The organism is Acinetobacter sp. 826659 (genome assembly GCF_000588515.1).
Taxonomy (GTDB): Bacteria; Pseudomonadota; Gammaproteobacteria; order Pseudomonadales; family Moraxellaceae; genus Acinetobacter; species Acinetobacter pittii.
In genome coordinates, this window is the sequence record NZ_JFYD01000002.1 from 440,314 (window position 1) to 460,376 (window position 20,063).

Sequence of the window (20,063 nt, forward strand, 5' to 3'; positions counted from 1 at the left end):
ACCGACAGGTCTGTATTAAAAGGCAAATTAAAATAAATATTTGAAATTTTATTATTTAATTAAAAGTAAATGCTCCGAAGATGCCGCTGCATGTGTCGTTACCCTGAACCCGATGAGTTCAAGGTGGACGCGACGTATACTTGCTGGGTTTCCTACTCGAAGGTAGGCATACACTCTAAATATACAGAACGCAATCCATAAGTTTAAGTATCGGCAGGGGAATAGACCCGCTGGCGAACATCCCAGAGATAGCTTAAGTATAACCGATCTGACTATGTTGGCAATCACTTGAGTCTATGGAACTGTAAACTTAGTTTGCGTTTGATGAAGCTTTGTACATTGAAAGTGGATAAAACGATATTCAACTGTAGTTGATAGTCAAAAATAAAAAAGCCTTGCATCTATGATTTATAGAGCAAGGCATTTTGTCGTAATCAAAGCTTATTTAAATAACTTGTTCCACATCTTCTAAAATCGCTTGCAGTAGGCGTTCACAGTGAGTGTATTCCTGCAAAGATTTATTAAGGCTTAGCACTTCTTGAGTTAACTGTAGAGCGACCATAATGACTAGTTTGTTGTGCTCAACACGTGGGGCACTACGGCGCATGTCATTAAATTTCTCATTGAGAAGTTGTGCAGCGCGTTCAAGTTCATCTTTTTTATCTGAGGTAGTCGCGAGTCTAAAAGTCTGCTCAATTAGCCTAAGCTCTACCATGACTTGTTCACTCATGATTGGATCTCCTCACCAGTTTCAGCATTAGGATGGGCAAGTTGCTGGATTTCTTGAGCGTGTTGATCTTGAGCAGTGCCTAAAATTCCTAAACGCTGAATAATGGCTTCAACTTTTGATTTGGCAAGCTCATTTTTTTGTAACAAACGGTCACGATCTTGTTGTAAATCATGCAGCTCTTGTTGGGTTTGACGCTGGTGGGCTTGTAACTTCTCTTTTGCAACACGTAATTCATTTCGTTCTGCAAGAATTTCTTGAAAACGATTTTTTAAATCAGTCGTACTTTTTTCTAATCGGCTATAACGTTCGGCAAGTGTGTTAGCATCTTGATTCAATTGTTGAAATTGGCCTTTTAACTGAGAAAGTTGCTCAGTTACCGACTCAATTTCCTCTTGTTTTTTAGTGATAATACTATTTTTTTGCACAACTTGTGCGTGATGCTCTGTTTCAGCCAGTTCTTTAGCTTCCGAGAGTGCCGCATGTTCACTCTCTAAATGATGTAAGCGTGTTTTTAAAACGCTAATATGCGCTTGTAGCCGCTGTAATTGTTCTAACATAACGAGGTCGCACAGAATTGCAATCAAAGGTAATATATACAAAGTATAGAGATTGGATAAACGAATGCAAGACGATATTTCAGGCTGGACAGATTGGAACGCTCATTTTGAAGGAATTGAAGAAATTTCAAGCCCTAGTGAGTTACATGGTCTGTTAACAGGTATTGTTTGTGTGACAGAAGCGCCTACGCGTGAAGAATGGTCACAAATTTTAACAACCCTTAATGTGCCAGAGTTAAGTGAAGATGCTTTAGCGCTTTTGACTGACGAAGCAGAAGATGTGGTTCATGCCTTATCTGAAGACGAATTGGATTATCTACCAATGCTTCCAGATGATGAACATCTACTTCAAGAGCGTGTACAAGCATTATCTGATTGGTGTGCGGGTGTTGTGTTAGGTTTTGGTTTGGCATCGGGTCATGTTCGTAGTGATGAGCGCGAATTGATTGAACACCTTCAAGATGTTGCAGCAGTAGAATTTGAAGATTCTGACAATGATGAGGAGGGTGAAAGCAGTTACGAAGAATTGTATGAATTTGTACGCTTAATCCCTGTGAGCTTGTCGATTGGTAGAAAAAAAATCACTGTAGCTGAAAGTTCTTTATTGAAAAACGTTCATGCAAAAAGTAAAAATGCTGCTCTAGGTACAGATCAGAATATTGTAGAAATGTTCACACCACATCGTCCAAGCTAATTGAGGCGATGTGTTATTGGTTGTATTTTATTTTTTGACTTTAAAATTCTAAATCAAGTAGATCATTATGAAATTGCCTCAAGCTGATTTTCAACATCGTAGAGACCGTTTAGCAGAAAAAATGGGTCCTAACAGTATTGCTATTATTGCAACGCGTGAGGAGATGTACCGTAATCGTGATTCGGATTATAAATTCCGTTCCGATAGTAGTTTTTTCTATTTGACGGGCTTTGCTGAGCCTGAGGCAGTTGCAGTTATTGAAACTTTTGAGGATGTAACTGACTATAGCTATAGTCTTTTTTGCCGTGAACGTAACCGCGAGATGGAAATCTGGAATGGTTACCGTGCCGGAATTGACGGTGCAATCGAAGACTATGATGCAGATGAAGCCTATGCAATTGATCTGCTTGATGAAGAAATTATTGAAAAGTTATTAAATAAAGAGCGCCTTTATTATCGGATTGGACAAAATGCTGCGTTTGATGCACGGGTGAGCCAGTGGGTAAAAAAAGCAGATGCTGAGCATCGACATCAAGGTGCTCCAGCTCAACTGATTCAGCTTGACCGTATTGTTGATGAAATGCGTTTAATCAAGTCACCACAAGAACTTGAGCTGATGCAAACCGCTTCAAAAATTAGTGCTCAGGCACATACCCGTGCGATGCAAATGGTGCGTCCAGGTATGATGGAATATGCGCTTGAAGCCGAGCTCAATTATATATTTGGGCAAAACGGCTGTGTGCCTTCTTACAACAGTATTGTTGGTGGCGGTGCCAATGCTTGTATTTTGCACTATGTTGAAAATAACCAGCCTCTTAAAGACGGTGATTTGGTTTTAATTGATGCTGCATGTGAATATGAGTTTTATGCATCGGACATTACCCGTACTTTTCCGGTAAACGGAAAATTTAGTCCAGAACAAAAAGCATTATATGAAGTGGTATTGGCATCTCAATATGCGGCGATTGATGCAGTACGTATTGGTAATGCCTACCGTGAACCTCATGAGGTTGCGGTCAAAATTTTAACTGAAGGCTTAGTTGATTTAGGTTTGCTCAGAGGTAATGTGAGTGAGCTTATTGAAAATGAAGCATATCGTCAGTTTTATATGCATGGTACAGGCCACTGGTTAGGTATGGATGTACATGATGTCGGTTCTTATAAAAAAGATGACGAGTGGCGACAATATGAAGAGGGCATGGTCGTTACTGTTGAACCCGGCTTATACATTGCACCAGACGATGAAACAGTAGATGAAAAATGGCGTGGTATTGGTATTCGTATTGAAGATGATGTGGTCGCAACCTCGAAAGGTCCACGAGTTTTAACTGCTGATGTAGTTAAAAATATTGCAGATATTGAACATTTAATGGCGCAAGCTAAATCATAATTAAACGTATTCGCCAAAGGAGCACAACTCGATGCAACAACAAGTGATTATTGTAGGTGGGGGAATGGTTGGACTTAGCCTTTCACTCATGCTGGCGAAGGCTAATATTGCAGTAAAGCTGTTAGAAGCTGTGAAATACCCAAACTATGATGATCAAAATGTTGCTCCTTATCATTCCAGTTTTGATGCGCGTAATACGGCTTTATCGCGTCGTAGCGTCCAGATTTATCAGAAGCTGGAGTTATGGGATGCATTACAGCAGCACGCGACTCCAATTTTACAAGTTCACATTACTGAACAAGGCAGTTTTGGTAAGGCGCGTTTAATTGCAGAACAAGAAAAAGTCGAAAGTTTTGGACAGGTGATTGAAAATGCTTGGCTGGGTCGTGTTTTATTGACTCAAGTACGTCAGCAGCCTTTGATTGAGCTGATTGATGGCGTTCAAGTGACTGCTTTAACTCAAGATGCTGAGCAAGTACATATTGAGGCCAAGCGTGGTGATGAAGTTTTAAAACTTGAGTCAAAGCTATTAATTGCCGCAGATGGACGTGACTCTTTCTGTCGTCAGGCAATCGGCGTTGGTGTAGATGTTCATGATTATGATCAGGTTGCAATTGTCACTACCGTTCAGACTTCAAAACCACATGATCAAGTAGGTTTTGAGCGTTTTAGTGCATTAGGCCCTTTAGCTTTATTGCCTTTACCGGGCGAATATCGCCGTTCGGTTGTATGGCCTGTTAAAAAAGGCACTGAAGGTGAGTGGTTAGGTGAAGAAAACGACCAACACTTTTTAGATGCTTTGCAAAAAACTTATGGTGACAGAGCGGGTAAATTTGAAAAGACGGGTAAACGCTTTAGTTATCCGCTTTCACAAGTGCTTGCACATAAACAAGCAGTCGGACGCGTTATTTTAATGGGGAATGCGGCGCATACAATCCATCCTGTTGCAGGACAGGGCTTTAACCTATGTCTACGTGATGCGGATGTTTTAGTGCGTTATTTAGTGAACCAGCTAACTACTTCTGATGATATTGGTAACCCAGATAATTTACTGGCTTATGAACAAGCCCGTTTGTCAGATCAACAGCGAGTGATTAAGTTCTGTGACACCGTGGTTCGTGGTTTCAGTAATCAAAATCCATTATTAAAATTAATTCGTAATACGGGATTAATTGCATTCGATGTCATTCCAGGTGTTAAACCACTGGTAGCGAACTATGCAATGGGGTTAAAAGCATGAGTGAAGTACTAGATGTTGTCATTGTTGGTGGTGGACTGGTTGGTGGTTTAACAGCTTTATTACTTGCACAAGGTGGTGTACAGCCTACTGTGCTTGATGCTGCTCCTGTACTGGATGTTGAAAAAACACTAAGTGTGATGAACCCGCGTGTTTTAGCACTGAGCCAAGCGACCATTCATTTACTTAAAACTGTCAATGTTTGGGATGACCTAGCACGTCAAATGCCATATACAGGCATGCAGGTGTGGAATCTGAATGGCTATGGTGAAATTAATTTTGGTCACGAGTCCGTACAAAGACCAATGTCAGAACAGGCCTTGGGTTCTATGGTTGAGCCAAGTGTATTGAATGTTGCTATTCAACAAAAAATGCTTGAGCAGTTAACAGATTATCGCACTCAAGTTCGCGTGACTCGGATTGAGCAGGGAGTTGGATGTTGGCATATTCAATTGGCAGATGGTACGACACTTAAAACAAAACTGCTGATTGGTGCAGATGGTGCCAATTCATTTGTACGAGAACAGGCCTTTATTGACCTAGATGTCTTAGATTACAAACAAGCAGCGATTAGTTGTGCTATTAAAACATCTAAACCCCACAATTATGTTGCTCGGCAAATTTTCTTACCTACAGGGCCTTTAGCTTATTTGCCAATGGCTAGTCTTGAAGAAAGTGAAAATGGTTACTGGCAGTCAATTGTCTGGACACTACCTGATGATTATGCCGATGAATATTCAGCTTTAAGTGATGCTGAATTTATGCGGCTTTTAACTCGAGAAAGCCAACATATGTTGGGTGAAGTGTCAGATGTACGTTCAAGAGCCCAATTCCCGCTCAAAGCGCGCGCTGCAAAACAGTATGTGAAAGCTGGTTTAGCTTTAATTGGAGATGCAGCACATGTTATCCATCCACTTGCTGGACAAGGCGTAAATATTGGTTGTTTAGATGCGGCTGTACTCTGTGATGCATTACTACATGACTTAGCGCGTGGTGTATGGGCAAATGAACACACATTGTTGCGTTATGAGCATCGCCGTAAAGGCCAAAATGACGCAATGATGCATAGCATGTCGGCAATTGGCTGGTTGGAAAGTAGTGAGCTATTTCCATTTATCTGGGCTCGGAATGTGGGACTCAAACAAGTTGAACAAATTTCCTTCTTAAAAGAGCGTTTTATGCAACAAGCAAACGGTTTAGGGTCTTTACAAAACACCCAGTATAGTCGTTAAAATAATTACGAAGTTTATGCTCTACTGGTCTAAATAAATATCAGTAGATATTTTTTAAACAATCATTTATATATCATTACCAATTGGGTTGAAAAAGATACACATTTGACCAATTTGGCTCTTTGCTAAATGCAAAGAGATTGCTAAATTTCTGAGGTCTTAGGACCATAGCGATGATGCAATAGAAATCATTCTGGGGAGTGAAAAATGTCAGATATCAATGATTATGAAGATGCAGAAGATTCTGCCGTAGATGAAGATGAAGCGAAGGCAGCTGAAAGCGGTGCAGCTGATGAAGAAGCAAGCAGTATTAATGATACTGATATTGCTGAGGCAGAAACACTGACTGTGACTGCTAAGCAAAAACAGCGACAAGCGCTGGAAGATGAAGTTGCCGCATTTTTAGCTAGAGGGGGGAGAATTACCGAAGTTCCTCCAGATGAACATAGCGACCATTAATCCTAAAAAGCATCACATGAGTGATGCTTTTTTATTTTCAAGGAGAGTTTTGAAGTTCTCTCAAGATCCCGCATTCATCTACTGTTCGGTTGGTAGAGCAGTGCTGTTTTAAATCAATCAAAGATTCTTTTAAAAGTAATAACCGTTCGATTTTTTCAGATACTTCTTTTAAGTATTTATCCACTAAATTATCAATTTCTGTGCAGGCCTGTTTAGGCTGAGCTTTCATTTCTTTTAACGTTTTAATATCACTCAGTGAAATATCTAATTCACGGCAATGCTTAATAAATAAAAGGTCTGCAAGTGTTTGTTCGGTGTAAACACGATAATTATTTTCTGAACGTTGGATGCGATCAAGCACACCTACTTTTTCGTAATAACGGATTGTATCAATTGGAATATCCGCTTTTTTTGATAATTGACCAATAGAAAGACTCATAAGGCTTGACTCTGGAGCTACTCAAGGGTTTTTAATCACTATAAAAGAGTTTTTGAGGAAATAAAATGGCTGGATGTGGTTGTGCTTCAACATGTTCTCCTTCAAAGAAGGTGAGTCCACGTTTTAGAAAAGCATTATGGATTGCACTTGTGATCAATGCCTTAATGTTTGTTGTAGAAATATTGGGAGGTTATAAGGCCCAATCTGTTTCACTTTGGGCAGATGCATTGGACTTCGCTGGAGATGCAGCAAACTATGCATTATCTTTAGTCGTTCTTTCGATGAGTTTATATTGGCGTGCGACAGCGGCACTACTTAAAGGAATAACGATGGCGGCTTTCGGCGTTTTTGTCATTGCGAAAGTGATCTGGTCGTATTTTTATGGTGTTTCACCCGAACCAATGGTGATGGGGGCAATTGGTATAATGGCTCTAATTGCTAACGTTTCTGTGGCGCTTATGCTTTATGCATTTCGTGATGGGGATGCCAACATGCGCTCTGTTTGGTTGTGCAGTAGAAATGACTCAATTGCCAATATTGCGGTAATTTTAGCGGCGGTTGGGGGATTTGGAACAGGTAGTGTATTTCCTGATTTGATTGTTGCCTTTGTCATTGCATACTTGGGTGTATCTTCTGGTTATGCTGTTATAAAACAGTCACAACAAGAAAGAAAACAGGCAAGAGTTATAGTTGCCAGTGAAGCGTAATACTCAAGAGTAATAAAAAAGGATCTTTTATATGATCCTTTTTTAATTTTAAGCCGTTAAAACAAGAGGGTTATAGCGATACTCCACATAACGCAACCAATAATGAAATCTAAAATTTTCCAAGCTTTGGGATTGGTAAATAGTGGCTTTAATAATTTTGCACCATAGCCCAGACTAAAAAAGAAAACCCAAGAGGCAAGAATGCTGCCCAAAGCAAAACTTACTTTATCTTCGAGCTGAGTTGCAACTGAACCAATCAGAACAATAGTGTCTAAATAGACATGAGGATTAAGCCAAGTAAAGGCAAGACAGGTCACTAATGCTTGAGTTAATGTTTGTTTTTGACTGCTATCAAGGTCCATACTTTGGGTAGTCTTAAATGCAGCATAAAATGCTTTGGCACCGTAAACTAATAAAAACGTTGCCCCTAAATATTTAGCCACAGTGATTAAGATAGGTGATGCCGTCATGATTTCTGCAAAACCTAATACACCACAGGCAATTAAAATTGAGTCGGACAGTGCGCAGATCAAACACAACCAAAATACATATTGCTGTTTAAGTCCTTGTTTTAGGACAAAAGCATTTTGAGCTCCAATTGCTACGATAAGCCCACTGCCAATACCGAAACCTTTAAAAAATATACTAAGAGAGAACATAACAATAAGATGGAAAAATCAGATGTGGGAATTATCTGACTTTTTATCAAAAAATAAGTAAAATTAAGAATATTTAGGTTTGGCTAAAAAAAATTTAGGCTTGATATGTTAGATAGCAAACAGTGTGAAGCCTTTCTTGCAGTAGCAGAATTGGGAAGTTTTGATGCGGCAGGGGAGCATTTATATATTACACCCTCGGCAGTGTCCTTACGCGTACAGGCTTTAGAAAAGTATTTAGGGCAAATTCTAATTATACGGGGCCGCCCGTGTGTACTCACTCAAGCAGGGCAAACTTTATTGCAGCATTTACGTCATACGAGGTTAATGGAGCAAAATTTATTACAAGGTTTAATGGGGAAATCTTCCGAATCCGAATTTTATAAAATTGCTCTAGCTTCAAATGCAGATTCATTAGCTACTTGGCTTTTACCAAATATTCAGCAAACGCTTTTTAAAGAAAAAATAGTATTAGAACTAAAAATTGATGATCAATCTCACACGCACACTTTATTGGAAACAGGACAAGTCAATGCCTGTATTTCGGCAGAAGAGCAGGTCATGTCAGGTTGTTTAGCTCAACCACTAGGAAAAATGCGTTATAAAATGTTGGCCTCTGCTGAATTTGTAAATAAATGGTTCAGTGCTGGAGTGAATAGAGACGCATTAAGAAAAGCACCAGCAGTTATTTTTAATCATAAAGATTTAATGCATTCAGAGGTTCTATTAAAAGGATACGGTTTACCGATGCAAAGTTATCCTTATAGTTTTATTCCTGCTACAGATGCGTTTGTGAAAGCAATCCAATTAGGTTTGGGATATGGCATGGTGCCTGAGCTTCAGGTTCAATCTTTACTAAGCAATGGAACTTTAGTAGATGTTATACCTGAGGCTGAGCTCGACATTCCGTTATATTGGCACCATTGGAAAAGGCAGTCTAAACAGTTAGATGCCCTGACAGAGACTATTGTCGAGTCAGCAAAACGCATATTGAGATAGTTTCAGAGGTTTCTTTTTTAATGAAGATTTGAAATATGCTGAATATAAAACTCTATATCTTGTGCTGAGTAACCTAAAAGTTGTCCAATTCTTCGTTCAAGCTCTATGCATTTTTCAAAATTAGTTTCTTTAAATAAAGTTTCAATACACATCATGAGTTCATTTAAATCTGCTAAAGCTGCATCTTTATAGATCAGCATAATTGAAAAGGGTAAAGGTAGAGAAGTTTCAATATCTTTACTCAGCATTGATAAAGTACCTTGTTCGAGATGCTTTAAAAAACTGATAGGTAGGATTTCATAGAAATAAGCGATAGATTTCTCGCCTGAAAGTAATAATTCTAGCTCTTGTCCTTCATGAGGGCCAAGTTTGCCCATTTGTTCAGTCATATTAGTACTCTTATTCTTATATCTTATTATGCAAAATTAACAGATGGTGATGACAAATAGTCTGTGTCATCACCATATCTAATTAAAAAATTAAGATTGTGTTAACTCAAGCGCACGTTGATAAGCGACTTTTTTCTTAACTCCTGTTAAATCAGCAGCCAGTTGAGATGCCGCTTTAACAGATAAATCTTGAAGTAAGCGTTTTAAAAGCTCATCTAGTTTTTCTTGTTCCAGATCTGTCTTTTCTGGTGCACCACCAACCACAAGAACAATTTCGCCTTTTTCTTGGTTGTGATCATTTTCTATAAAACTGACCAAATCTTTTAAAGTCATTTTTTTGATGGTTTCAAAGGTTTTGGTAATTTCACGTGCGAAACCTACAGGACGGTTTTCCCCAAATACCTCAGCCATATTTTTTACACACTCTAAAATACGGTGGGGTGCTTCATAGAAAATTAAGGTCTGAGTTTCATTTTTGAGTTTTTCTAATTGAGAAATACGTTGAGAAGCTTTTGATGGCAAAAATCCTTCAAAACTAAAACGATCGCTCGGTAGACCTACTGCACTTAGAGCGGCAATTGCAGCACATGCACCAGGCACAGGAACAACTTTAATGCCATGTTCTTGAGCAGCTCGAACTAACTTAAAACCGGGGTCACTAATAAGCGGCGTACCTGCATCACTAATTAAAGCAACATTGTCGCCCGCAAGTAATCTTTGAACTAACTGCTCAATTTTATTGCTTTCATTGTGATCATGACATGCAGTAAGTTGAGTCGATATATTATAGTGCTTAAATAATTGTGCTGATTGACGCGTATCTTCGGCAGCTACAATAGAAACTGATTTTAAAATATCAATTGCACGGAAAGTCATATCATCTAAGTGCCCGATTGGGGTGGCTACAACGAATAACTGAGCACTCATTTGGTTTTACTCCGTACAGATAAACAATTTTAATGGGGTAGTTTACCCGAAATTATGATTTGGGCGTGAACAATGTCTGCCAACCTTTGCTTTTCCAAAATGATCTGATTTTCATTTGTTCAATTTAAATCGGAAAGTGCAGTTGGTTTTAACAAAATAATTTAAGCATCAAAATATGTGGTGCTACTTTTAATTTGGGGAAGATAAAAATGTTATTAGCGCAGCAGTTGGGGAAATGGGCAGAGCAAACGGCTTTAAACCTGTTACAAAAGCAAAACTATGTATGGGTAACCAGTAATTACCATTCACGCCGTGGTGAAGTGGATTTGATTGTTAAAAGAGGACAAGAACTGGTTTTTGTCGAGGTAAAAGCGCGTACTATAGGAAATTATGGACAGGCTTGCGAAATGGTGACAAGAACAAAGCAGAAGAAAATTATTAAAACCGCGATGCGTTTTTTACAGCGCTACCCATCTTATCAGGATTTTTATTGTCGTTTTGATGTGATTTGTTTTGATTTTCCACAGAAAATTGCAAAAACAGTACAGCAAGACTTTTCAAATTTCCATTATGATCTGCAATGGATCGAAAATGCATTTACTTTGGATTAAGAGTTCATTACTCTTTTGAGCAAATTAAAACCGATGTTTTATGATCAAGCCAAGAAGAGATTGATAGGAGTCTGGTGGAGTGTTGAAACGTATTGCTGTAACAGCGCTTTGTGTCGCAAGTTTGTCAGGTTGCGCAAGTTTTATTTCTGGTGGAACAGGTACAGCTCCAGTCGGAACAGATAGTGGTGTACGTAGCTTAGGCCAGGTATTCATTGATTCTTCAATTAAACGTACAGCGAATATTAACCTCTATAAGCTTGATCAGCGTTTTAAACAATCTCGTATTAACATCGAAAGCTTCCATAGCACAGTATTGTTAACTGGTCAGGTGCCAGACCCTTACTTGAAACAGCTAGCAGAAGACAATGTTAAAGCCATGAGTGACGTAAAAGCTGTACATAACTACATTACCGTGGGTAATAAGGTCAGCTATAACACGATCATGCAAGATGCTGGTGTAACTGCAAATACACGTGCTCTATTAATGAAAGCACCAGTTGTATCGGACAGTAAAGTGCTCGTTCATACTGAAGATGGTGTTTTATATGTGATGGGCCGTTTAAATACTGCTGAAATTAATGATTTAAACAGTGTGCTTCAAAATGTTGGTAACGTGACCAAAATTGTGACGCTCATTGATAACGTTGATTTAGCACCTGCGCCAGCGGCGAGTACTGCTAGTGCAACGACTACACCAATTATTAATAACGTCATTGCTCAACCAACAGTTCAAACTCCTGTTGCAATTGATCCTGACCAAACAGATCCAGCTTCGAATGCACAGTAATATATGAATCTGATTGAACAACTACAAAGTAAAATTGAACAGGCGCGAACTCTTTATAAAGAGTTCCGCCTTTATGATTTGGGGAGTTTTGCTTTAAACCGTTTTACGCCAAAAGATGGTTTTGAACAGGTCGCAAATGTACGTTATGGTCTAAAGCCACGTCACCGTTTGGATATTTACCGATCTGTTAAAAAACTAGCACATCAGCCTCTTATTGTTTTTGTACATGGTGGTGCTTGGCAACATGGTAATAAGCGAGATTATCTTTTTATTGGTGAGACGTTTGCTAAAGAAGGCTATGACGTTGCAGTTATCAACTATCAATTAGCTCCTAAAAATATTTTTCCGAGTTTTGTTGATGACTTGACACAGGCACTGAATTATTTACATCAAAACCAAGACAAACTAGAAATTTCTACAGAAAATGTTGTGCTTATGGGGCATTCAGCAGGGGCATTTAATGTAATGTCTGCTGTTTATCACCCAAAACCAAATCCTATTCAATGTTTAGGAAATATTAAGGCGATTTTCGGTTTAGCTGGACCTTATCATTTTGATTATAAGGGTGATCCACTTGCAGAAGATGCTTTTGATCAAAGTATTTCTTATCAAGAGGTAATGCCATACTATTTCGTCAATCAAAATAGTATTAAACATTACTTGCTCATGGCTGAGAATGATCAGCTTGTCGGTAAAGAAAATACGTTGGATTTGGATCGGGCTTTAAGACAGAGTGGAAATCACAGCCATATCGCTGTGATTCCTAAAACTGGACATATTACAATTTTGGCCAGTCTTTCTAGTTTTATTAGTCACTATTTCAGAACGAAAAGAACGATCTTACATTTTCTTGAAGAAGTGTTTTAAACGAGAGTCTCGTTTAAAACATGGCAGATTATCCAGCTTGGGTAATCTGCATAATCATTGAATGAGCAATACTTCCTTTAAATGGAATCTCAGGTAATTGATTAATTTTGAAGAATTGGGCATCTGCAATTTCTTCTTCTTGAAGCTTAATTTCACCCGACTCATATTCTGCCCGAAATGCCACCATAAGGTTACTTGGGAATGGCCAAGGCTGACTTGACATATATTGAATGTTTTTGAGTTTTAAACCTACTTCCTCAAAGGCTTCACGTTGTACTGCCTCTTCAAGTGTTTCGCCCACCTCAACAAAACCTGCAATCAAACCATACATATTGGTTTTGTTGTGAACTGATTTAGCCAGCAAGATTTCATCATCACCACGAGTAATGACGGTAATAATGCAAGGGTTTACACGAGGATATTGGTGGTAGCGACAAGAAGGGCATACCATTGCATATTCGGTTGGATGAACTTCTGTCGGATGTCCACAGTGACTACAAAACTTATGGTTACGTCGCCATTCAAGTAATTGAACAGCACGGCTCGCTTGCAAAAACTGTTCTTTCGACCAGCTGGGAATAAGCTGGCGAATTGGAACAAGCTGTAAGCCTTCGGGGATAGGTTCCTCAGCAAGCAAGTCACGTGCAATGACTTGCTCATCATGAGTGAAAAGTAAATCACTTGCTAACTTTTCGACTTTAGGTAGTTGGAGATTCTGGTCAACCAGTAATTGTTGATGATGGAAAATATAAGCAAGTGATAATTCAGACATTAAGCTGCCTTTTTTTGAAGTTGTTGACTACTCGACAATGCTACATTAAACATGGATTGTAGAACAGGTTGTTTATTTTTTAAATTGTCAACTAACATATCAATGCCAGCTAATACGTTAAAAATACAGTGAATTTGGTTTGTATTAAAAGGCTGGTTTTGTTCAAGTTGCTCTTGAACAAATTGGGCAGTTTGGAGTAAAGCATGTTGTTGAGTCGTACTTCCTAAAAATTCGGCTGCACCCGCTAACTCTTTTAATGAACCTGCAATGGCTTCAATATTTTGTGTCTGATCATTGGCATACAAAGTAAGACTCTGACAGATAAAATCAATTAAATTTTTTGTTTCTGTAAGTAAAGCTTGGTGAGCTTCATCAAGACGATCTAAAGAAATAGCCGTATTATTCACGCTAAGTTGTAGACGATTTGAAGTGTAATTGCGTACCAAAATACCAATTGAGTTCATGGCAGATAAAATGCTATTCATCAGCTGCTGAGCATAGTTTTCGTCACTTAAAATGTTAAGTTGACTTAAACTACTGGCTTGTTGAGAAAGAGCAGATGCGGCTTCATCAAGGTTTAGAAGTTTAAAGGTATGAGCTAGTTGTAAAAGGCTTGTTTGTAGCTGCTGTGCTTTTTCAGGCGACATATTTTGGTAGTTGTATTCAATATCGTTCCGCACCTTATTCATTTCATCCAAGATTAATTGGCTGACAGTGTGCATCGTGTCAAAGTCAGGACCAAAAAGATGACGACTTAAAACGAGTAATTGAGTGTCAGTTGGAGTTTCATCACCAATATGAAGTTGATTACGAATATGGTGAGAAATCTCATCTTCTTGAGCGATGACAATACTTAAAATATCTGCGAATGCCGCTAAATTAGGTTCAAAACTTTCGGGTGCTGCCAAAAATAGAGCAATATGACTTTCAATATTAATCAGTACACGTAGGCGTGAATCATTTAAAAGTAGGTTGTCAATATGGTTAAAAGCATAATTGACGAGCTGCCAATACTTTTGGCTTGGCTGAGTGTTCGCCATGCTGACCAAATAGGTTGCAATAAGTTTAAAGGCTTGAAAATTCTGAGCTGATGCTGTCTTTTTTAAAAATTGGTGTAGAGATAGTTTGTATAGTTGATGAATGAACTGAGTTTTTTCACTAATTAATATTTCAGGCAAGGGTAGTTGAAGCGAAGTATTTGCAAGTAAAGGAACAATAGCTTGTCCTGATGTAGTCAGTGGCTTATTTAAAGCTAATTCTAAATTATTTAAAGTCGTAAGAAGAAATTGTGGAACTTGTATTTCACGCAAACAGATAAATTCAATATAACGCTTTACCATGGTCGTGCCTTCGCTTAGGGCAACGACATCATCCGTATTAATTTGGGCTGGATTCGCAATAATTTTTTGCATCAACTCAGTCGAATATTGAGTGATTTTTGCAAGATAAGGAACATCAATTAAGCGTAGAACTTGAGTGCATTGCTTAAACTGTTCTAATGCATCATCAATACCAAAAGGGAGAGTTTGTTCTTCAATTAAGGTACTTACTGCACCTTCAACCAGTTTTATTGAACGATCAATTTCATGTTTAATGATGAGTAAAGCTGTTGGATCGAAATGAATCGACGTATGCTCAGACATAAACGTTCCCCTTTGCAAAAAAATCAATTGTTATATTCATAGTGCTCAATAATTTGAGCTAAAAATCTATGCGACTAATATAACTTAACTTACAAAGGGGAAAAGCTAAAAACACTAAAGAATCAAAAATTTATTTTGCAAAAAGGCAAGGTTCTCCGTGTTTTTCCTCATATTCTTTGACCCAAGTCTCATGTGTATTTAACTCTTCATCTGAAGGGTAAACTACAGGGAGATCAATTTGAACTCTGCTTCTATTGGTTGTTTGCTGGCTATTTTCACTCTGAGATAAGGCATCTATATCAAAAGAAACCTGACCACCAGTCATTGCCAAGTAGACATCAGCAAGAATTTCAGCATCGAGTAATGCGCCGTGGAAAGTACGGTCACGTGCTGGAATTTCATAACGTCTTACAAGCGCATCAAGGGAGTTTTTTTGTCCCGGATGTTTGTTTTTCGCTAAAGCTAAAGTATCCGTTACCTCACATACTTCAGAAAGTGCAGGAAGCCCAACGCGTTTAAACTCCATATCGAGGAAGTTCATATCGAAGGTCGCGTTATGAGCAATAATCTCTGCACCTTTGAGATAATCAAATAAGGTGTCAGCAATGTCCGCATAGAGCGGTTTATCTTTTAAGAAATCATCACTGATACCGTGGATGTTTTCTGAGTCTCCCACTGGTTTTTGTGGGTTAATATAAATATGAATCGAGCTACCCGTAAGCTTACGGTTAATCATCTCAATCGCGCCCACCTCAATAATGCGGTCTCCATCTTGGAAATAAAAACCAGTAGTTTCCGTATCGAGAATGAGTTGTCGAGGACCTTGTAATTTTAATTTGGCTTCGGTCACAACGATTTGAGGATGAATGTTATTGGTTGGCTGCTTACTTTCTTGTTCGGCAGTTTCAACTTCAGTAATTTCTTCGGTTACTTCAATCATCTCAACTTCTTCAGTTGCTTCAAGATGAATATTTTCTTCTTCAGTTGCGTCAGCCAGATCAAACCCGAAAGGGTCATCTAGTAACCAATCCTGTTCAGGCTTTTTTATATCTTGCGATACAGTGGCAGACTGTGGTTGCTTGAGTTCTTTCGCAGTTTTGTCTGCACCTAAATTAGCAAGCTGGTCTGCCATTTCATTGCCTGGATGTCCTGCATGGCCTTTAATCCAGTTCCACTCAATATTTCTACCTGCACAGACAGCATCTAATTTCTGCCAAAGGTCAGGATTTTTTACATCTTTCCAGTTTTTCTTTTTCCAACCATGAATCCACTCAGTAATACCTTGCTTCACATAATTTGAATCTGTCCAGATAATCAAATGTGCATCGGCTGGGCAAAATGAAACACCTTCAATAGCAGCAGTGAGCTCCATGCGGTTATTGGTTGTATCAGGTTCACCGCCAAATAATTTATGTTCACCCTGCTCAGTAATGACATATGCGCCCCAACCACCTAAACCTGGATTGCCACGACATGCACCATCAACATACAGTGTGATTGTTTGAGACATAAATCGAAACCTAAACTAAAAGAAAAAGAACTGAATATGGTGTATTGTATACGCAAAAAGTTCGGTTCCATCGTATCAAAGCAAGGTTTTTTTAATTTCTTGTAACATTTCCATGCAAATGACATTAAATTATTGCCTTGTCTATCTTGCATGCTTTACTACAATGGCATCGAAGACCTAGGGTTTGTGGGCAGACCCCAAAAAAATATTACGCGAGTTGTTTGGAAGTTTTTATGTATAAACCAACCACATTTGTGTGGCAGCCATCTGCAGCATCATTGTTTAAAATTACCGTACTTAGCTCTGCGTTAGCTGCGTTGGGTATTACAACAGGCTGTTCATCGACTCCGCAATCTGCAAAAACCTCAAAATCGAAACAGGTCAGTGGTGCAGGTTATTTAGATGCGAGTAGTCTTGATTCATTGGAAGACTTACTTTCAGCAACTGATATGCGTGCTGTAGAGGGTGACCGTCTGCTTATTTTAAAGCACGGTGATGTCTGGAAACGTATGTCTGTTGGTTTCAAAATGGATTTGAACCATTGGGATTCACGCATTGAAGCTCAGCGTAGTTGGTTTATTTCTCGTCAGCCTTATCTTGATCGTTTAAGTGCCCGTGCAAGTCGTTACTTGTACCATACAGTTAAAGAAGCTGAACGCCGTGGTTTGCCGACAGAGCTTGCATTATTACCTGTAATTGAAAGTTCATATGACCCAGCTGCAACTAGTAGCGCCGCAGCAGCAGGTTTATGGCAGTTTATTCCGAGTACTGGCCGTATTTATGGCTTAAAGCAAACTGGTATGTATGATGGCCGTCGAGATGTTGTTGAGTCGACTCGTGCTGCCTATGAGTTTTTAGGAAGCTTATATAATCAATTCGGTTCTTGGGAGCTTGCTTTAGCAGCCTACAACGCTGGACCGGGACGTATTCAACAAGCAATTAACCGAAATCAGGCAGCAGGTTTGCCAACTGATTATTGGTCTTTAAAATTACCTCAAGAAACCATGAACTATGTTCCTCGTTTCTTAGCCGTTGCCCAAATTATTAAAAATCCAAAAGCTTACGGTATTTCTTTGCCACCTATTGCAAATAGACCCCATTTCCGTGAAGTAACTTTATCTGCACCTTTATCTTTAAATGAAATTGCTTCTGTAGCTGGATTAAGCCGTTCGGAACTCTATGCATTAAACCCGGGATATCGTGGTGAGATGGTGGATCCTGCAAGTCCAATGCGTATCTTGATTCCAGCAGATTTAAGTCCTTCAATTGATAATAAATTAAAAGGTATGAAGTCTGGCGGTGGTTCAGGTTGGTGGGCAAATGTGACTTCACCATCTAAGCCAGATGTAAGTGCTTCAACATCTGTGACAATTAAAACCACGCCTGCAAATCAGGTTCAACCAGTTAAACCGTCAACACCTACTAGAACAACGAGTAGCTCTAGCACGGTGAAAACTTCAACACCTCGCGGGTCTGATGCTTTAGCCGCATTTGCCGCTTCGGCTGATGTACCAAGTGCTCCACGTATTCCTGTTGCTGTGACACCTGCGGCAAATATTAAGCAAGTGAAGACAGAGCCACCAATCTCGGCTGCAGAACGTGAAAAGATTTTAGCGGCAGTTCGAGCTGAAGGTGAGAAAGAAACAGTTCAACAAGCTTTAGAACCACAACCAACGCAGGCTGAAAAAGATCAAGTAGTTGCCGAGTTAAAAGCTATTGCACCACAAGGAACAGAAATTGTTGATCCTTATGATGGCAAAATTAAGTTAACTGCGATTCAAACAAGCCAGTCAGTTGCAGAGCAACAAGGTAAAGAAGTAAGTAAGGGTTTTGCATATCCAAAAACTTTAGCTGAAGACGTGACTGTTGCTAACTCTGAAGATGGGCGTCGCAATAAAGACAAACCTTACATTAAAACTGATACAGATGTAGTGGTTGTGCAGCCAAAAGGCAAACGCAGTACCTATACAGTTTTACCGGGTGATACTTTAGCCGTTATTGCGATGAAAAACGGCGTAAACTGGCGCGATGTTGCTAAGTGGAACCAGATTGATCCAGAAAAGACGTTATATGTTGGTTCAACGCTTTATCTTTATGACGCTAAGCCACAAGAAACTCAAACGACTTCAAAAAGCACAGCTAAACCAGATGTATATGTCGTTCAGGCTAACGATAGCTTAAGCGGTGTGGCAAATCAGTTTAATTTGTCAGTAAGACAATTGGCTGAATATAACGATTTATCAGTGACAGATGGCTTATTTGTAGGGCAAAAACTACAGTTAAAAGAACCAAAGAATAGTCGCTCAAGTGCTAAAGCAGAACCGAAAGCAGTTCAGGCAAGTGCAAAGCGTATAGCAACTAAAAGCTATACTGTGAAGCGCGGTGAATACCTTAAACTAATTGCAGATCGTTATGCGCTCTCGAATCAGGAACTTGCTGAATTAACTCCAGGGTTAACTGCGGGCAGTAACTTAATGGTAGGCCAAAAAATTAATGTGCCTACACAAGATATTTCTGTAGATGAAGTTGCTGAAACTAAGGCTTCTAGTAAATCTGAGAAAGCGACGCAAAGTGTTTCTTATAAAACAGAAAGCTATAAAGTACAGCGTGGTGATACTTTATCGAGTATCGCAACTAAATCAAAAATTAGCCTAGCTGAGTTAGCTGAGCTAAATAATTTAAAAGCAAATAGCTATGTACAGCTTGGTCAAACTTTAAAGATACCAGCGGGTTTAAGTGTTCCAGATCAATACGTTGTACAGTCGGGCGATAGTCTAAATGCGATTGCGAGTAAATATAATTTGCAAACAAGCTATTTGGCTGACCTGAACGGTTTGTCTCGTACTGCTGGTTTGCGTGCTGGTCAACGTCTAAAATTGACAGGTGATGTTGAAGAAGCACCAACTAAATCTTCTAAAAATACTAAAGAAGACACACCAGAAACTTATACAGTTAAATCTGGTGATAGCTTAGGAAATATCGCTAATCGCTACCATTTACAGCTAGACTACCTTGCTTCACTAAATGGCCTTTCACGCACCAGTAGCGTTCGTGTAGGGCAGCGCTTAAAGCTAACGGGTGATGTACCTACAATTGAAACAGCTAAAGCAGATACTAAGTCTTCAACTAAAACAGTTGTGGCTGGAAAAAACACTGAAAGATATACGGTTAAATCTGGTGAGTCTTTAAATAGTATTGCGAGCCGTGCAGGTATTTCAGTGCGTGAACTGGCTGAAATGAATGCATTAAAAGCAAATGCTAATTTACAGCGCGGTCAAAATATTGTGATTCCAAAAACTGTGGTGGAATACAAGGTGAAGCGTGGCGATACCTTGATCGGCCTTGCGAGTAAATATGGTTTAGAAACCAATTTCTTGGCTGAGCTGAATAATTTAACGCCTTCTACTCAGCTTCGTATTGGTGATGTGATTAAAGTGCCTAATTTGTAAAATAATTA

20 protein-coding genes and 1 other RNA gene are annotated in these 20,063 nt (G+C 39.1%); 11 read left to right on the forward strand and 10 right to left on the reverse strand.

Going from position 1 to position 20,063, the window contains the following annotated elements:
- Positions 1 to 67 precede the first annotated feature (67 nt).
- From ssrS to J663_RS06640, 3 genes are all read right to left on the reverse strand, one after another.
- A non-coding RNA gene (ssrS, locus tag J663_RS18605) (6S RNA) lies at positions 68 to 252 on the reverse strand.
- Positions 253 to 445: 193 nt separating this feature from the next.
- Positions 446 to 730: a cell division protein ZapA gene (locus J663_RS06635; protein ID WP_002117766.1), complete on the reverse strand. Its 285-nt coding sequence runs from the start codon at positions 728 to 730 to the stop codon at positions 446 to 448.
- Entirely contained in the window at positions 727 to 1,287 is a 561-nt protein-coding gene (locus tag J663_RS06640) for a hypothetical protein (protein WP_002117619.1), read from the reverse strand. The genes J663_RS06635 and J663_RS06640 overlap by 4 nt, the downstream gene beginning before the upstream one ends.
- 64 nt (positions 1,288 to 1,351) lie before the next feature.
- Here J663_RS06640 and J663_RS06645 point away from each other — a divergent pair, with 64 nt between their 5' ends.
- The 5 genes from J663_RS06645 to J663_RS06665 all read left to right on the forward strand — a co-directional run bounded on the left by J663_RS06645 (position 1,352) and on the right by J663_RS06665 (position 6,299).
- Entirely contained in the window at positions 1,352 to 1,981 is a 630-nt protein-coding gene (locus tag J663_RS06645; protein WP_033848653.1) for a UPF0149 family protein, read from the forward strand.
- 67 nt (positions 1,982 to 2,048) lie between these two features.
- Positions 2,049 to 3,371: a Xaa-Pro aminopeptidase gene (pepP, locus tag J663_RS06650; protein ID WP_033848655.1), complete on the forward strand. Its 1,323-nt coding sequence runs from the start codon at positions 2,049 to 2,051 to the stop codon at positions 3,369 to 3,371.
- Positions 3,372 to 3,402: 31 nt separating this feature from the next.
- Positions 3,403 to 4,611 (forward strand): FAD-dependent monooxygenase, encoded by a 1,209-nt coding sequence (locus tag J663_RS06655; protein ID WP_033848656.1) that lies wholly within the window; start codon positions 3,403 to 3,405, stop codon positions 4,609 to 4,611.
- Positions 4,608 to 5,840 carry an FAD-dependent monooxygenase gene (locus tag J663_RS06660; RefSeq protein ID WP_033848657.1) on the forward strand — a complete coding sequence of 411 codons (1,233 nt, stop codon included), beginning with the start codon at positions 4,608 to 4,610 and terminating at the stop codon, positions 5,838 to 5,840. The genes J663_RS06655 and J663_RS06660 overlap by 4 nt, the downstream gene beginning before the upstream one ends.
- Positions 5,841 to 6,047: 207 nt before the next feature.
- Complete coding sequence (locus J663_RS06665) at positions 6,048 to 6,299, forward strand: hypothetical protein (protein ID WP_002117665.1); 252 nt, start codon at positions 6,048 to 6,050, stop codon at positions 6,297 to 6,299.
- A 37-nt stretch (positions 6,300 to 6,336) separates the two neighbouring features.
- On the opposite strand, the gene J663_RS06670 is transcribed toward J663_RS06665, so the two are convergent.
- Positions 6,337 to 6,738: a MerR family transcriptional regulator gene (locus J663_RS06670; RefSeq protein WP_033848660.1), complete on the reverse strand. Its 402-nt coding sequence runs from the start codon at positions 6,736 to 6,738 to the stop codon at positions 6,337 to 6,339.
- Between the two features lie 65 nt (positions 6,739 to 6,803).
- On the opposite strand from J663_RS06670, the gene J663_RS06675 reads away from it, so the two are divergent.
- Positions 6,804 to 7,445: a cation transporter gene (locus tag J663_RS06675; protein WP_033848661.1), complete on the forward strand. Its 642-nt coding sequence runs from the start codon at positions 6,804 to 6,806 to the stop codon at positions 7,443 to 7,445.
- Positions 7,446 to 7,501: 56 nt separating this feature from the next.
- Here the strand turns inward: J663_RS06675 and J663_RS06680 are convergent, their stop codons facing one another.
- The gene (locus J663_RS06680) at positions 7,502 to 8,104 is read right to left on the reverse strand and encodes a LysE/ArgO family amino acid transporter (protein WP_033848662.1); all 603 of its coding nucleotides are present in this window, start codon (positions 8,102 to 8,104) and stop codon (positions 7,502 to 7,504) included.
- Between the two features lie 105 nt (positions 8,105 to 8,209).
- On the opposite strand from J663_RS06680, the gene J663_RS06685 reads away from it, so the two are divergent.
- Positions 8,210 to 9,100 (forward strand): LysR family transcriptional regulator ArgP, encoded by an 891-nt coding sequence (locus J663_RS06685; RefSeq protein WP_033848664.1) that lies wholly within the window; start codon positions 8,210 to 8,212, stop codon positions 9,098 to 9,100.
- Between the two features lie 17 nt (positions 9,101 to 9,117).
- Here J663_RS06685 and J663_RS06690 read toward each other — a convergent pair whose 3' ends face one another.
- Entirely contained in the window at positions 9,118 to 9,489 is a 372-nt protein-coding gene (locus J663_RS06690) for a hypothetical protein (RefSeq protein ID WP_033848665.1), read from the reverse strand.
- 90 nt (positions 9,490 to 9,579) lie between these two features.
- Positions 9,580 to 10,416, reverse strand: a complete 837-nt coding sequence (gene rsmI, locus J663_RS06695) for a 16S rRNA (cytidine(1402)-2'-O)-methyltransferase (protein ID WP_033848667.1) — start codon at positions 10,414 to 10,416, stop codon at positions 9,580 to 9,582.
- Positions 10,417 to 10,625: 209 nt separating this feature from the next.
- On the opposite strand from rsmI, the gene J663_RS06700 reads away from it, so the two are divergent.
- From J663_RS06700 to J663_RS06710, 3 genes are all read left to right on the forward strand, one after another.
- Positions 10,626 to 11,027 (forward strand): YraN family protein, encoded by a 402-nt coding sequence (locus J663_RS06700; protein ID WP_005070523.1) that lies wholly within the window; start codon positions 10,626 to 10,628, stop codon positions 11,025 to 11,027.
- Between the two features lie 79 nt (positions 11,028 to 11,106).
- The gene (locus J663_RS06705; RefSeq protein WP_033848669.1) at positions 11,107 to 11,814 is read left to right on the forward strand and encodes a BON domain-containing protein; all 708 of its coding nucleotides are present in this window, start codon (positions 11,107 to 11,109) and stop codon (positions 11,812 to 11,814) included.
- Positions 11,815 to 11,817: 3 nt separating this feature from the next.
- Positions 11,818 to 12,681 (forward strand): alpha/beta hydrolase, encoded by an 864-nt coding sequence (locus tag J663_RS06710; protein ID WP_002117650.1) that lies wholly within the window; start codon positions 11,818 to 11,820, stop codon positions 12,679 to 12,681.
- 28 nt (positions 12,682 to 12,709) lie between these two features.
- Here the strand turns inward: J663_RS06710 and nudC are convergent, their stop codons facing one another.
- From nudC to dnaQ, 3 genes are all read right to left on the reverse strand, one after another.
- Positions 12,710 to 13,453 carry an NAD(+) diphosphatase gene (gene nudC / locus J663_RS06715; RefSeq protein ID WP_033848672.1) on the reverse strand — a complete coding sequence of 248 codons (744 nt, stop codon included), beginning with the start codon at positions 13,451 to 13,453 and terminating at the stop codon, positions 12,710 to 12,712.
- A complete protein-coding gene (locus J663_RS06720; protein ID WP_033848674.1) occupies positions 13,453 to 15,096 on the reverse strand; it encodes a hypothetical protein in 1,644 nt (547 codons plus the stop codon). Before J663_RS06720 ends, nudC begins: the two co-directional genes overlap by 1 nt.
- A 130-nt stretch (positions 15,097 to 15,226) precedes the next feature.
- On the reverse strand, positions 15,227 to 16,606 hold the full coding sequence (gene dnaQ, locus J663_RS06725) for a DNA polymerase III subunit epsilon (protein WP_033848676.1): 1,380 nt from the start codon (positions 16,604 to 16,606) through the stop codon (positions 15,227 to 15,229).
- Positions 16,607 to 16,839: 233 nt separating this feature from the next.
- Between dnaQ and J663_RS06730 the strand changes: the two genes are divergently transcribed.
- Positions 16,840 to 20,055 (forward strand): LysM peptidoglycan-binding domain-containing protein, encoded by a 3,216-nt coding sequence (locus J663_RS06730; protein ID WP_033848677.1) that lies wholly within the window; start codon positions 16,840 to 16,842, stop codon positions 20,053 to 20,055.
- Positions 20,056 to 20,063: the final 8 nt, after the last annotated feature.

Excerpts from the sequence above, each read along its gene's own strand:
- J663_RS06685 (WP_033848664.1), top strand. The coding sequence starts at position 8,210 with ATGTTAGATAGCAAACAGTGTGAAGCCTTTCTTGCAGTAGCAGAATTG.
- J663_RS06675 (WP_033848661.1), top strand. The coding sequence starts at position 6,804 with ATGGCTGGATGTGGTTGTGCTTCAACATGTTCTCCTTCAAAGAAGGTG.
- J663_RS06670 (WP_033848660.1), bottom strand. The coding sequence starts at position 6,738 with ATGAGTCTTTCTATTGGTCAATTATCAAAAAAAGCGGATATTCCAATT.
- J663_RS06660 (WP_033848657.1), top strand. The coding sequence starts at position 4,608 with ATGAGTGAAGTACTAGATGTTGTCATTGTTGGTGGTGGACTGGTTGGT.
- J663_RS06665 (WP_002117665.1), top strand. The coding sequence starts at position 6,048 with ATGTCAGATATCAATGATTATGAAGATGCAGAAGATTCTGCCGTAGAT.
- nudC (WP_033848672.1), bottom strand. The coding sequence starts at position 13,453 with ATGTCTGAATTATCACTTGCTTATATTTTCCATCATCAACAATTACTG.
- J663_RS06635 (WP_002117766.1), bottom strand. The coding sequence starts at position 730 with ATGAGTGAACAAGTCATGGTAGAGCTTAGGCTAATTGAGCAGACTTTT.
- J663_RS06720 (WP_033848674.1), bottom strand. The coding sequence starts at position 15,096 with ATGTCTGAGCATACGTCGATTCATTTCGATCCAACAGCTTTACTCATC.
- J663_RS06710 (WP_002117650.1), top strand. The coding sequence starts at position 11,818 with ATGAATCTGATTGAACAACTACAAAGTAAAATTGAACAGGCGCGAACT.
- J663_RS06680 (WP_033848662.1), bottom strand. The coding sequence starts at position 8,104 with ATGTTCTCTCTTAGTATATTTTTTAAAGGTTTCGGTATTGGCAGTGGG.
- J663_RS06690 (WP_033848665.1), bottom strand. The coding sequence starts at position 9,489 with ATGACTGAACAAATGGGCAAACTTGGCCCTCATGAAGGACAAGAGCTA.
- pepP (WP_033848655.1), top strand. The coding sequence starts at position 2,049 with ATGAAATTGCCTCAAGCTGATTTTCAACATCGTAGAGACCGTTTAGCA.
- J663_RS06640 (WP_002117619.1), bottom strand. The coding sequence starts at position 1,287 with ATGTTAGAACAATTACAGCGGCTACAAGCGCATATTAGCGTTTTAAAA.
- dnaQ (WP_033848676.1), bottom strand. The coding sequence starts at position 16,606 with ATGTCTCAAACAATCACACTGTATGTTGATGGTGCATGTCGTGGCAAT.
- J663_RS06645 (WP_033848653.1), top strand. The coding sequence starts at position 1,352 with ATGCAAGACGATATTTCAGGCTGGACAGATTGGAACGCTCATTTTGAA.
- rsmI (WP_033848667.1), bottom strand. The coding sequence starts at position 10,416 with ATGAGTGCTCAGTTATTCGTTGTAGCCACCCCAATCGGGCACTTAGAT.
- J663_RS06700 (WP_005070523.1), top strand. The coding sequence starts at position 10,626 with ATGTTATTAGCGCAGCAGTTGGGGAAATGGGCAGAGCAAACGGCTTTA.
- J663_RS06730 (WP_033848677.1), top strand. The coding sequence starts at position 16,840 with ATGTATAAACCAACCACATTTGTGTGGCAGCCATCTGCAGCATCATTG.
- J663_RS06655 (WP_033848656.1), top strand. The coding sequence starts at position 3,403 with ATGCAACAACAAGTGATTATTGTAGGTGGGGGAATGGTTGGACTTAGC.